The sequence below is a fragment of the Cohnella sp. OV330 genome, assembly GCF_900112065.1.
Lineage (GTDB): Bacteria > Bacillota > Bacilli > Paenibacillales > Paenibacillaceae > Cohnella.
The window spans coordinates 16317-29804 of record NZ_FOKE01000010.1 but is presented as its reverse complement, the minus strand read 5'-3'; the positions used below and the strand labels follow the sequence as shown (position 1 = coordinate 29804).

Sequence of the window (13488 nt, the reverse complement as noted above, 5' to 3'; positions counted from 1 at the left end):
TAGGCTGACAAGAGTCGGAAAAACATTTATTCTTTAGGGAATAAATGTTTTTTCGTTCATCCGGGAGGGACGCTTGATGAAGCATATTCTCATCGTGGACGACGAACCGCTGACGGTGAAGGCGCTGGTCACCGTGCTTCGGCAGTACCCGCAGCCGGTCGGCTCGATCCGCACCGCGGCGGACGGCGCGCAGGCGCTGCGGATGATCGAAGAGTCGCCGCCCGACCTGCTGCTCACCGACATCCGGATGCCCAAGATGGACGGCCTTGAGCTGTGCAGGCAGGTTCACGAGCGGTATCCGCGCATTCGCAAGGTCATCATCTCGGGCTACGGCGATTTCGAGTACGCGCAGGCGTGCATTTCTTATGGCGTTAAAGAATATATTTTGAAACCGTTTACACCGGCCAAAATCCATAATCTGCTCGCCGTGCTGCTGCCGAAGAGCGAGTCCACCTTCTCGATCGCCCGCTTCGAGGAGCATATCGAGCGCATCGTCGAGGCCGTCTGGGCGCTGGATACGCCGCAGGCGGAGGCTCAGCTCGAGGCGTGCCGCGCCTACTGCAGGGCCGCGTCCGCCACCGAAGCGGAGTGGGCGAATCTGATGGACGACAGCCTGTCCATGATCCGCAAGCGTCTCGCGCAGCGTGGCTTCGAGCCGCCTGCCGCGGCCGAGCCGGCGCCTGACGCGGCAGGCACCGACGAGCGTTATATCGGGTTATATGTCCAGGTGCTCCGGTGGATCGACGAGCTGGCGCTTCGCCGCGGCGGCCAGGACCTGATGCAGAAAGCCAAGACGTATATCGACGACCACATCACCCGCGAGGTGTCGCTGGAGGACGTCGCCGATTACCTGGGGATCACGCCACCTTATTTAAGCCTGCTGTTCAAAAAGGTGCACAAGATGAGCTTCGTCCAGTACCGGATCGCCAAGCGCATCCAGCTCGCCAAGCAGCTGCTCGAGGTGCCGCATCACCGGACCAACGATATCGCCTTCGAGGTCGGCTACGAGAATTACCCGCATTTTTCGCGGACGTTCAAAAAGGTGACGGGGCTGTCGCCGCAGGAATACCGCAGCAAGATGGGCATCAAATGAGGAAGCCGTCGCTCGCCCGCAGCATCTTCGTCAGCATGGCCTGTCTCGTGATCGCGTCCGTGGCGTCCGTCGCCTTTTTTTCCTACCGCAACTCGTCCGTCGAGCTGCGCAAGCAAAACGAACAGCACCTGATCGAGATCGTGTCCAACGTCGTACACCACACCGATCTCTATTTGAATTCGTACGAACGCGCGCATTTGTCGCTCGTGACCAACGGGGACATCCGCTCGTTCCTGGACGCGCCGCCGGCGGACGATTACGAACGATACGAGGTGACGCACCGGATCAAGGAGCAGGTCATCGAGCCGCTGTTCCTCAAGTCGCCGGAGATCATGACGGTGTTCCTGATCGACTACAACGGGAACTACGCCTATTATCCGAACCCCGAGCTTCGCCTTATAACCGATCCGCTGCCTCGGGTGACGCTCGAAGAGCTGGAGGAGGAGACCGACGACAACGGCCGGCTGACGATCATCAACAACAGTGTGTTCAGCGACAGCGACAACCAGCTCATCACGCTGGCGCGCAAAGTGTACGGCGGCGTCTACGACCGGTTCAAGGGTATCCTCGCGATCGAGATCCGGGCGGACGAGTTCTCCACGCTGTGGAAGGGCATCAATCTCGGCCAGCGGGGCTTCTTCGCCATCGTCGATTCCCAGGGGCGATTCGTCTACAACCCGGACAAGTCGCAGATCGGCCAGCCGCTGGACGAGGGGCTGCGCGCCAAGATGGAGCAGAACCAGCTGCATTCCTTCGTCGACTCGTCGCTGGGCGAGAAGCGCATGTTCGTCAGCCTGAAGTCCGCCTACACCGGCTGGAATCTCATGGTGTCGATCCCGACTGCCGAGATCCGGCGGCCGATCGCGAGCATTCGCTACTCGTCTATCCTGGTCGGCGCGATCACGCTGCTGCTTGCCCTGGCCGTCGCTTACCGGTTCGGCCGCACGCTCACCAAGCCGATCCAGATCATCAAGAACGGCATGCGCCAGACGGAGCGGGGCAACTGGGTCAAGATCCCGAAGGTGCAGGCGAACAACGAGCTGGACGAGCTGATCGACCGCTACAACCTGATGGTGACGAGCTTGTCGGAGCTGATGGAGAAGCTGTACCGCACCGAGCTGAGCAAGAAGGATGCCGAGCTGGAACGACAGCGTGCGGAGCTCCAGTCGCTGCAGCTGCAGATCAATCCGCACTTTTTGTACAACACGCTGGAAAATATCATGAGCTACGCCGTCATCCAGCAGTCGTCCGAGATCACCGAGATCGTCGACGCGATGGCGCTCATGTTCCGCTATTCGATCCAGACGTACCTCGAGGAGACGGCTATCGTCAACGAGCTCAAGCACGTGCTCAACTATATGACGATCATGAAGCACCGCATCGGGCGCGAGTTCGAGCTGGACGTGCGCATCCCGCCGGCGTTCTTCCTGAAAAAGATCGCGCGGCTGACGCTCCAGCCGCTGATCGAGAACGTGTTCCAGCACGCCTTCGCCGACGGGTTCGAGGAGTATCACTACATCAGGCTCGACGCCTGGCTCGAGGATGACAGCCTCGTCATCCTGCTCGAGGACAACGGCGTCGGCATCGCGCCGGCGCGTCTCGCATTGCTGCAGGCGCAGCTGGAGGCGAATCAGCTGGCCGAAGCGGACCAGCAGAGCGGCCGGCACAAGCGCGGCATCGGCATGATGAACGTGCACCGGCGCATCCAGCTCGTGTTCGGCGTGTCCTACGGGCTGCGGATCGAGAGCGTGCAGGGAGAAGGCACGAAGGTGTATATCCGGCTGCCGGACGCGGGGACTTCGGGCGCTGCGGGGCAATCGGGGCCAACGGAGGGGGCGGGAGAGCGGGAGGCGATGTGAGTATGTGAGCGGGCGGTGGCGAGGCGAGGGGGCGGAGCTAACCTATCGGAAGCAGGGTGCGATACCCCGGACATTTCGCAGCGGCCAAGCCGATTGTGCCGCGTATTCAGCGTCGTGCCGCGCCTCGTCGTATCGCACCACGCCGTACCGCCGCGCCATGCCGTGCATAATTCCTGCAGAAATGCAGGCTTTTCCCACGGACGCAACCCCTCATTTAAAAAGGATGCTAACATACAGGCTTTTGCCAGACTTATAAGCCAAAGTAGCGATCGGCAGCGTAAAGGATGCATATTTGCAGGCATTCTCTCGAAAACGCTACATTTGCGTCACAAAGCCTGCACGATTGCAGTTTTTTAAGCAAACTGCCCTTAACCCAATCCACCAGTCGACCTCCTATGCTTGCTTCGAAACAATCTAAGCCATCTATGCAATTAAAAAATCTAAGTAATTTTAGTAATCGTAGTCATAATGCCCCCGCACATCGCCTGTAAAAAACATCAACCGCGCTTAAAAACGATCATCTACTTGCCGGACGCCCCGGCCTATAATCGGAACCATCACGAGGGAAAGCTGGTGATTCGATGATGGGTTGGCGGCGGTTGAGGAGCGGCGGGACGAGAGTGGCGCTCGCGCTCTTGTTGGCGACGGGGACGGCGGCATCGGCGGGACCGGGCGGCGCGCGGGCGGCAGGCACGCAGCTGGAGAGCTTCGAGAGTTACGGCAGCGCGGCGGGCGGATACACTTCGCCGGTCGGCGGCGGGACAAGCGCGGCGCAGCCGTGGAAAAACGCGGTGGGGTCCGGCGCGTGGACGGTCGGCGAGCAGTCGGCGTCCGCGCATTTTCTGCAGCAGACCGATACGGGGACGAGCGGCGTCTACGTGCTGACGAATCCGTACTGGACGGCGCAGGAGCCCGACTTGGCGGACGAGAGCGCGACGCTGTCCGGCAAGCTGAAGGTGACGGGCGCGAACAGCACGTATGCCGGCCTGGTCGCCCGCTTTGCGACGAGCGGCGGCGTGGCGGACTATTACCAGTTCACGATGAAAAAGAACTCGTCCAGCTACCAGTTCTATCTGGAGCGGGTGACGGCAAACGCCAGAGCCGCCGTGCCCCAGACGGCCGGGACGGCCAATGCGAGCGGCGTATCCGTACCGAATACGACGTTGTCCGCGCACTTCGACGGCAACGGCTATCTCCCGCTTCGGCTCGAGATCGCGGAAAACCCGGACGGCAGCCTGACGCTTGAAGGCTACTACGACGGCCAGCTTGTGCTGTCGGGCACCGACACGGCGCCGATCGGCGCCGGCGACGTCGGCTTGCTTAGCCGGGCGGGCGCGACCGCCTTCGACGACATCGAGGCCTCCGTCGACGGCGGGCCGGTCGTACCCGGCACGACCGTCGAAGTCGCGAACGCGACCGAGCTCGGCGCGGCGCTGCAGGCCGCGACGCCGGGCACGACCGTGCTGCTCAAGGACGGGAATTACGCCGGCCTGACGATCACCGGCGTGCACGGCACGGCCGAAGCGCCGATTACGATCCGCGCCAAAAACAAAGGCTTGGCCGTTTTTAATTCGTCCGGCCTGCGCTTCACGGACTGCTCGTACGTCACGCTCGAGGATGCGACGCTATCGATGGCGAGCGCCGGCAACTGGGTGCGCCTCACAGGTTCCCATCATATGCGCGTCACGGACAACCGCTTCTATTCGCCATCCTCGGTCACGCCCGCGACGTCGTCCGTCTGGGTGCTGCTCGACGGCTCGGGCAGCCATGACAACCGCATCGACCATAATCTCATGGAAAATAAGCGCGACACGGGCAAATTCATCGTCTTCGACGGCGTGGCCTCCGGGACCGGTCCTTACGAGATCTCCCAGCACGACGTGGTGGAGTACAACATTTTCCGCCATACGCTCTCCCGCCAGCCCAACAACTCCGAGGGCATTCGCCTCGGCGTCTCCAATCTGGTCGCCCTGAACGCCTACGCGACCATTCAATACAATGTGTTCGATCAGGTCGACAGCGATCCGGAATTCGTGTCGGTCAAGAGCGGCGCCAACACGATCCGCTACAACTACTTCATCGAATGCCTCGGCTCGCTCACGCTGCGGGCGGGCATCGGCTCGAGCGTCTACGGCAATTTGTTCATCGGCAACGGTCGAACCGCGCCCAATCCCGATCCGACCGGCTTGCCGCTCGGCACCGGAGGCGTGCGCGTCTACGGGGAAAATCACAAGATCTACAACAACTACTTCGAAGGCCTGACCGGCTCGGTGTGGGACGCAGCCATCACGGTGACGACGGGCGACGCGGACGATCTGCTCGCGCATCCCGAGGCGCCGGCCCAGCACTATATCGCTAAAAATCTGACGGTCGTCAACAACACGCTGGTGAACAACGTTGCCAACATCGAGCTCGGATTCGAACGGTACGGCATCGCGCCGGAAAATCTGACGTTCGCGAACAACCTGGCCGTCGGCTCGCAGGGCTCGCTGATCAAAGTGATGACGCCGCCCGTCGGCCTGACCTGGAGCGGCAATCAGATGTACCCGCAGCAGGGCGCGACGCTCGCGACGGGCCTCGCCGCGCCGCTGACGGAGGCGCAGGTCAAGATCGCCTTCCCGATGATGGTCGGCGCCTCGGTCGCGCTGAGCCAGAGCGACTACGCCTGGCTGTGGACGTCGTCCGAATACGCATCGCTGCGGACGATCGGCTACAAGAAGCTCGCGGCGAACAGCCCCGCGATCAACGCGGCGGTCGGCGACTATGGGAGCGCAGGCGCCTATGCTTACGCGGCCTCCGATATGGAAGGCCAGGCGAAGGTCGGCATCCGCGACGTCGGCGCCGACGAGTACACGGGCGGCACGCCGGCAGACGCAACGCCGCCGTCGTGGAGCGCGTCGTCGCCGCTGATGCTGGCGAGCGTCGCGCCGCGGGAGGCGCGCATCCAGTGGCCGTCGGCCTCGGACGATTCCGGCGTCGCCGCGTACCGCATCTACCGGAACGGCACGCAGATCGACACCGTGTTCGCCGACGTCGGCGCGTACCGGGATCGCGGGCTCCAGCCGGGCACGTCCTACGCTTACCAAGTGCGGGCGGTCGACCAGGCCGGGCGCACGGCCTCGACCAACACGTTGACGGTCGCGACGCCCGCGCTCGTCTCCGTGCAGCTGTCCGGCATCCGCGATCGCATCGCGCTGGGCGGCGCGGCCAAGCAGCTGACGGCGACGGCGCGCTACGCGGACAATTCGATCGAGGACGTGACGGCTTCGGCGACGTTCGCAAGCGGCAGTCCATCCAAGATCGCCGTATCCTCGACGGGCGTCGCAGAGGCGAAGGCGCTGGGCGTCGCGTCACTTACTGCAACCTACGGCAGCATCGTTTCTACTGCGGTGCAGACGACCGTCGTTAATTCGGCGGATACCGCGCAGACCGCGTCCGCCGACACGTACGTCGACAATGTCACGTCGACGAATGCCGCCACGAACTTCAGCACGGCGACGGAGATGAAGATCAAGACCGAGGGCGCGGACAGGCGGACCGGCTACGTCAAGGCGTCCACGTCCCCGCCGGCGGGCATCGTGGACACGGTGCGGCTGCGCCTTTACGTCGCATCGACGCAGACCGGCGCGGACCTGCGGCTGTACGGCATCGAGGACGACAGATGGGTTCCGGCGCAGATTACGGCCGACAACCAGCCGGCGGCCGTCTCGACGGACACGGATCTCGGCGCCGCATCTCCGCTGACCGGCGGGGCATACGTCACCTTCGACGTCACCCGGTTTTACGAGCGGCAGACCGACGGCACGCTTAGCTTCCGGATCGTGACGGGCGTTCCAGCCGTCTCGATATCGCTTCGGACGATCGAGGCGGGCACCGCCGCGCAAGCGCCGACGCTCATCTACACGGTCATAGACGAATAGGGCGCATCTTGCTTGGAACGAACGCATGAGACAGGCGCCGGGAGGATGGAACGAGTTGGAGCACCAAGGCCTATATTTTCACAACGTCGCGGAGCTCGAAGCGAAGCCCGGCCTGTCCGGGCTTCGGCTCCAGAGATTCCCGCAGGACGTGCGGCGCACCCTGACGGACAAAGGCAGGATCAAGGCGGAGCTGTCTAACGGCTGCGAAATTCGATTCGTCGCTTCGTCGAGAATCGCGCGCGTGATCGTCGGCGCGGCAGAGGAGGATGGGACCGCGCTCGTGTACCGCGGGGATTTCCTTCATGCTTCGCATCGGCTGCGGGCAGGCATGCCGGAGACGATCCTGCTCGAGACGCCGGAGCGGTTCGACGGCGTCGAACCCGCGGCGCTCGGGGGCAGCGGCTTTTCGCCGGACGTATGGCGGATCTGCTTCGATCGGTTCGCCGCCGTGTTTTACGGCGCGGACGCTTATGGCGGCGAGTTGCGCCCGCCGGCGCCGGACGAAATGCCGCGGCTGACGCTGCTCGCGTACGGCTCGTCGATCACGCAGGGCGCGGGCTCGCTGAACCATGCCAACGGCTATGTCCAACAAGCGGCGCAGCGTCTCGGTCTGGACGCGATCAATCTGGGTCTCAGCGGCTCGTGCTTCTGCGAGCGGGGGCTGTCGGACTTCATCGCGTCGCGCCGCGCGGATCTGGTATTCCTGGAACTCGGCGTCAACATGCGCGGCCAGGTGCCGGCAGACGAATTCGAGGCGCGGGCGGCTTATCTGTTGGATCGCCTGGCCGATGCGGCTCCGGGGCGACCGACGCTGCTGACGACGATTTATCCGAACCGGGCGACCCGGTCGCGTTATGAAGCGGACGCGTTCCGCGAAGAGGAACTGAAGTTTAACGAAGCGCTGCGGCGGCTTTGCTCTGAACCGGGACGGGCGGGCGGCGAGATTCGTCTCGTAGAGGGCACGGAGATCCTCGGCGATTTTGCCTGGCTGACCAGCGATCTGATCCACCCGTCCGAGTACGGGCACATCCGGATGGGCGAACGTCTGGCGGACGCGCTGCGCCCTGGCCTGACAGCGCTGCTGGAGAGCCGGACAGCTCCTGTTTAATAACCCGTTCATTAGAAAAAAGGAGGAAAAGAGATGCCGCTGATTACGATCCGCATGTACGAAGGACGCACGCAGGAACAGAAGAACGAGCTGACGGAGGCGTTTACCCGGGAGATGGCGAGGATCATCGACCGCGATCCGGCATTTATCAAGGTGGAATTCAACGAGGTTCCGATCGACGGCAACGCACCGGAACATTTGAAAAAGGCGAAGGAGAGACAGCTATGACACTCCAAGGAAAGCTTGCGCTAGTCACAGGATCAGGGAGCGGAATCGGCAAAGGGATCGCCTGGGCGCTCGCGCGGCAGGGAGCCGACGTCGCCGTGCATTACAACAGCAACGCGGAGGCGGGCGAAGCGACTGCCCGCGAGATCGCCGAATCGGGCGTTCGCGCCGCCGCCTTCGGCGCGGACCTGCGGCAGGTCGAGGAGACGGAGCGGCTGGCTTCCGAGGTCCAAGCTTTTTTCGGGCGACCGATCGACATTCTCGTCAACAATGCCGGGCATCTCGTCGGCCGGGTGGCGAACGCCGAGATGACGGAGCGGCACTATGAGGAAGTTATGAACGTGAACTTCAAGAGCTGCGTCTTCATGAGCAAAGCGGTCATCCCGGCGATGGCGGAACGGCGCGAAGGCGCGATCGTGCACGTCTCCTCGGTCGCCGCCCACAACGGCGGCGGTCCGGGCGCGTCCGTCTACGCGGCGGCCAAGGCCGCGATGCTCGCCTATGCGAAGGGGCTGGCCAAGGAGCTCGCCGGCTCGGGCATCCGGGTCAACGCGGTGTCGCCGGGCGTCATCGGGCAGACAGCGTTTCACGATACGTTCACCCCGGAGGAAGCGCGCGCCGCGACGCTCAAGACGATCCCGCTCGGCCGCGAGGGCGTGCCGGAGGATGTGGGCAATGCCGTGGTCTACCTCGTGTCGGCGCAGTCCGCCTACGTGACGGGCCAGACGATCGAGATTAACGGCGGCATGTTTATGCGATGAATACGATCCGGCGCAACTACGAGTCGCACGCCTGGTGCCGGGAAGCCGTCGACGAGCTGCGAACGAAGCTGAGGCAGGCGGCGGTGGGTTCGGACATCGGGATTCCGGTGTCGCCTGCGGGGTGGTGGCACCAGTACGTTTGCCCCGAGCACCATACGGAGCTCGTATTCGATCCGATGGAGCGGGACGCGCATGTCTTCCGTTGTCCATATGGCTGCGAGCTCGCGGGCGAGCCCTACCGCGGCGCCTGGCTCGTCTATCGCCATCAGGAGAACGCCCGCGAGGCGCTCTCCGCGGCTGCCGTCTATGCGGCAACGGGCGAATCGGCCTGCGCCGACCTGGCTTGCGGAATCGTCGAGGCTTATGCGGCCAGCTATCCGCGGTATCCCGCGAACCCGGATGCGCAAGGTTGGATGCTGCGCGGCACGGTGTTCCACCAGGCGCTGACCGAGTCGATCTGGGCCGTCTCGCTGTTGAGAGCCGTGCTGCTGCTGAGCGACGGCGGCGTCGACGTAGAGGCGCGCTGTCCGGGACTGCCGCTGTTCCTCGCGATGCTGGAGGAGCGAACCGGGGAGGCCCGCCGCATCCTCGTGGAGGAGCGGGGCGACGCGCGCAACAACTATACCGCCTGGCTGAACGCATGCTTATCCGCCGTTTACGCCGTACGCGGGGACGGACGGGCGCTCGCCGCGCTGCTAGAGACGCCAGGTGGACTGCGCGATCATCTCTCGATCGGGGTGCTGGCGGACGGGTTCGAGTTCGAAGGCAGCACGTACTATCATCTTTTCGTGCTGCGCGCCTATCTGATCGCCGCGGAGATGACCGAGCGCCTGGGCACGGATTTGTACGCCATGACCGGCACCGCTGGCCAGAGCTTTTACGGGATGCTGCTCGCGGCCGCGGATCTGACGGCGCCGAACGGCGAGCTGCCCGCGCTGCACGACGGGCCTTACCGGCGCGTTCCGTTCGCCCGCGAGGTCGCAGAAGTGATGGAGATCGGCTGGCGCGTCTACCGGGCGAAGCCGCTGCTGCCCGTGCTTCGGCAAGCATATGCGCAAGCGAACGGGGCGCCGCGGCGCGAGGGGCTTGAAGCCGTGCTGTTCGGCGAGGGCGAGTGGGAGTGCGAGGCACCATTTTCGGAAAATCGGTTGCTTAGCGACGTCCGCGGCTCCAGGCTGTATCCGGACGCGGGCTTCGCCGTCGGGCGCCAAGCAGGCAATCCGCTCTCGTTCGTGCTCGACTACGGCCAGCATGGCGGCAGCCACGGCCATTACGACAAGCTCAATCTCGTGCTGATGCACGAAGACGGCTTCATCGCGCCCGAGCGCGGCATGGTGCCGTATGGTTCCGCGCTTCGCCACGCTTGGTATTCGCAGACCGCGAGCCACAATACGGTGACCGTGGGCGGACGTTCGCAATCGGAGCATGCAGGCGTGTGCTTGAAATTCGAGACGGGTGCAGATCGCACCTACGCGTGGGCGCGCTCCGAGGGCGCTTATGAAGGCGCCGTGCTCGACCGTCACCTTTGGCTCTCTTCAGGATGGCTGCTGGACTGGTTTGTCGTAACGCTTGAGGCCGAGGATACGGTCGATTGGTGGCTTCATTTGTTGAGGGAGGCTCCAGAGGAAACCGGAGCTTCGGAAAAGGCTGACGGCCCGGACGGTGCGGAAAGGGCGCAAGGTTTGGCCGACCGGGACATCGGCGATGCCGTGCAGGTTATGGCGGATTATGCGCAGATAAAGGCGGAGCGGCTCGCAGCTGCCGAAAGCGCGGTCGTGTTCCGCGCGAGGGCGGGCGATGACGTGCATGGTTTGGCGAGAGAGATCGCGATTCATGCGCTAGTCCCGGCTGGCTCGGAGCTATATCGGATTCAATCGCCCGGCACGTCGCTCGATCCCGCGCGTCCGATGGCGGGCCTGCTGCAGCGCCAGCGCGGCCGCGTCGTTCAATTCGCGGCGCTGTACGCGCCGGCGGGCGATTCGGCCGCGCTTTGCCGAATCTCGGATACCGAGATCGAGGTTCGGGGTACGAACGGGACTGTGGCCGTTCGGCTGGCGGAGGATGGACTGCTAGTTCGGCCCGCCATGTCCGAAGCCGGCAATCGGTGAGAAACTGGGACGCGCGAGACGTGTTAAACTAGGGGAGTAAGAGCAGCGGCCGGTTGACGGTGGGAGCGCGAGCCCTATGGGAATGGGAGATGTACGGCGCGGCGGCAAAGGTCGACGTCTTGGCGCTTGAGCCGAACAGTCGGATCCAAATCCGTTGGGGCGACGAGACGAGCGGCTTCACCGAAGTGGAGTGGACCTTCAAGCGCCGCGGGGAAAATGAAACCTTCGTCAGCATCGTCAACTCGGGCTTCCAGGGCGACGGCGACGCGGTCGTGACCCAAGCGCTGGATTCGGCCGGCGGCTTCAACATGATCCTGTGCGCGCTGAAGGCGCTGCTCGAGCACGGCATCGAGCTGAACGTCGTCGCCGACAAAGCGCCGGATGCGCACGTGCGGCCTAGCGAGTAAGCCATACTTGTGCGGGACCGCCAGGACAACCAGTCCTGGCGGTCTTTGTTTACATACTGAACGTATGAACAACCACCTTCTGTAAACAAGGAGCAGAGTTACGAAGCGAGGTGCGGGCAAGTAAAAGTAAAAGTAAATGAAAGAGACGGGACGGTTAATAAAAGCCTGCATCCGTGCAGGCTTTTAAGCCGATACGACGAGCCGAAGCGGAAATTCCTGCAAATCAGCATCCATTTAGCTGCGAAGTCCGAAATCTCAAAGGAAAAGCGATTGAAGCCTGCAGATTCGCCTCTTTTTATCGCCCAAGGTCAGTCATACACGAAAAGGATGTAAATTTGCAAGCATTCGTCTGTTACCCCTCGAGTAGGCGGATCGCGCACAGGGGAGGCGTCGTCCGATCGCACATCGCTTCCGGGCGGCTCCCGAAAAACGCACATCTGCCTCAACTGACGCTCCGGCGAGCAACCTTCCGCAAAACTATATTGACAGTCGATATATCGCATTATATTATATCGGTATACGATATATCGCCAATCGATATAACTGCGATGCGGAGGAACCAACGTGGACAAATCGAAGCAAATGCTGCCGTTGACGGAGGCGTTTTACTACATTCTGGTGACGCTCTGCGCGGAGCCGTCGCACGGTTACGGCATGATGCAGGAGGTCGAGCGGATGAGCGACGGCCGGCTCAAGCTGGGGGCGGGCACGCTCTACACCGCGTTGAACACGCTGCAAGGAAAAGGGCTCATCGAGCCCCATCCAGGCCCGGAGGGCGCGGACGCCCGGCGCAAGATGTACGCGATTACGACGGATGGGCGCGAGGTACTGGCGGCGGAGGTCGGGAGGCTGGAAGAGCTGCTCGTGGTCGGCAGGCAAGCTTTGAACGGGGGGGATTAACGATGGCGCGGATGGAGAAAAGAAGGCACGCCTGGATGAGCTGGGACTACGAGAAGGAAGAGCGGTGGCTGAACGAGCTGTCGGCCCAAGGGCTGCACCTCACGAAGGGAGGCGCGTTCAGCAGCGAGTTCGAGCGGGACGAGACGGTCCGATACACCTACGCTCTCGACTATCAGGGCGGCCTCACGAAGAAAAACGGCAAGCTGGACGAATACACCGAGTTGTACCGGGACGTCGGATGGGAGTACGTGAGCACGGCCAGCGGCATCTGGCATTATTTCCGAAGGCCGTGGGAGCCGGGAGAAACGCCGAAGCTGTATACGGACCGGGAATCTCTCGTCGAGCACTACAAGAAGATCCAGCGCGTGATGGCGGTGGTGCTGCTCGCGAATGTCGCGATTGTGTTCGCCAACTTCACGAATATCTTCTCCAGGCTCGATGGCGCGATGCGATGGGGAGTCGGAGTGCCGGTGATCGTCGTCTATGCAAGCTTATTCGTCCTGCTCGGCTATGGGATCGCCAAGATGAACAAGAAAATCAAGGAGACCGGCGGGGAAAAGATGTAGCTCCGCTTCGTTCTGACGAGTCGCGCGCCGGCCTGCTATACTGGTGTGGAAGAGATCATAGCAGAGGAGCGGAGCGAATATGAAGTTTAAAGCGACGGTCGAGCTTCACGGCAAGACGGCGACCGGTATCGAGGTGCCGGCCGAAGCGGTCGAAGCGCTGGGCGCGGGCAAAAAGCCGGCGGTGTACGCGACGATCGGCGGTTATACGTACCGCAGCACGGTGGCGGTCATGGGCGGACGCTACATGCTTCCGGTCAGCGCGGAGCATCGCGGAGCCGCCGGCGTCGCGGCGGGGGACGAGGTCGAAGTGGAGCTCAAGCTGGATACGGATCCGCGAGAGGTCAAGGTGCCGGACGATCTGGCGTCTGCGCTGGCGGGAGCGCCTGCGGCGCTCGCCTTCTACGACGGACTCTCGAATAGCAACAAGAGCCGCATCGTGCTCTCCGTCGAAGGCGCGAAGACCGAGGAGACGCGTCTGCGTCGCATCGACAAGGCCGTGCAAGCGCTAAGCGAAGGCAAAACCGTTTAAAGGGGCTATGAG

At 63.0% G+C, this 13488-nt stretch carries 11 protein-coding genes; all 11 read left to right on the top strand.

Going from position 1 to position 13488, the window contains the following annotated elements; translation table 11 throughout:
• Positions 1-76 precede the first annotated feature (76 nt).
• The 11 genes from BM235_RS21860 to BM235_RS21810 all read left to right on the top strand — a co-directional run bounded on the left by BM235_RS21860 (position 77) and on the right by BM235_RS21810 (position 13476).
• Entirely contained in the window at positions 77-1093 is a 1017-nt protein-coding gene (locus BM235_RS21860) for a response regulator transcription factor (protein ID WP_090116376.1), read from the top strand.
• The gene (locus tag BM235_RS21855; protein ID WP_090116375.1) at positions 1090-2952 is read left to right on the top strand and encodes a sensor histidine kinase; all 1863 of its coding nucleotides are present in this window, start codon (positions 1090-1092) and stop codon (positions 2950-2952) included. Before BM235_RS21860 ends, BM235_RS21855 begins: the two co-directional genes overlap by 4 nt.
• A gap of 581 nt (positions 2953-3533) precedes the next feature.
• A complete protein-coding gene (locus BM235_RS21850) occupies positions 3534-6872 on the top strand; it encodes a chondroitinase-B domain-containing protein (protein ID WP_090116374.1) in 3339 nt (1112 codons plus the stop codon).
• A 55-nt stretch (positions 6873-6927) separates the two neighbouring features.
• Entirely contained in the window at positions 6928-7980 is a 1053-nt protein-coding gene (locus BM235_RS21845) for an SGNH/GDSL hydrolase family protein (protein ID WP_090116373.1), read from the top strand.
• A 33-nt stretch (positions 7981-8013) separates the two neighbouring features.
• The gene (locus BM235_RS21840; protein ID WP_090116372.1) at positions 8014-8208 is read left to right on the top strand and encodes a tautomerase family protein; all 195 of its coding nucleotides are present in this window, start codon (positions 8014-8016) and stop codon (positions 8206-8208) included.
• Positions 8205-8966 carry an SDR family NAD(P)-dependent oxidoreductase gene (locus tag BM235_RS21835; RefSeq protein ID WP_090116371.1) on the top strand — a complete coding sequence of 254 codons (762 nt, stop codon included), beginning with the start codon at positions 8205-8207 and terminating at the stop codon, positions 8964-8966. Before BM235_RS21840 ends, BM235_RS21835 begins: the two co-directional genes overlap by 4 nt.
• Positions 8963-11074, top strand: coding sequence for a heparinase II/III domain-containing protein (locus BM235_RS21830; RefSeq protein WP_090116370.1), 2112 nt, complete (start codon positions 8963-8965; stop codon positions 11072-11074). Before BM235_RS21835 ends, BM235_RS21830 begins: the two co-directional genes overlap by 4 nt.
• A gap of 59 nt (positions 11075-11133) precedes the next feature.
• Positions 11134-11481: an SRPBCC domain-containing protein gene (locus tag BM235_RS21825; protein ID WP_255374538.1), complete on the top strand. Its 348-nt coding sequence runs from the start codon at positions 11134-11136 to the stop codon at positions 11479-11481.
• 564 nt (positions 11482-12045) lie between these two features.
• Positions 12046-12381 (top strand): PadR family transcriptional regulator, encoded by a 336-nt coding sequence (locus tag BM235_RS21820; RefSeq protein ID WP_255374514.1) that lies wholly within the window; start codon positions 12046-12048, stop codon positions 12379-12381.
• Positions 12382-12383: 2 nt separating this feature from the next.
• Entirely contained in the window at positions 12384-12947 is a 564-nt protein-coding gene (locus tag BM235_RS21815; RefSeq protein WP_090116368.1) for a DUF2812 domain-containing protein, read from the top strand.
• Between the two features lie 79 nt (positions 12948-13026).
• Complete coding sequence (locus tag BM235_RS21810) at positions 13027-13476, top strand: DUF1905 domain-containing protein (RefSeq protein WP_090116367.1); 450 nt, start codon at positions 13027-13029, stop codon at positions 13474-13476.
• Positions 13477-13488: the final 12 nt, after the last annotated feature.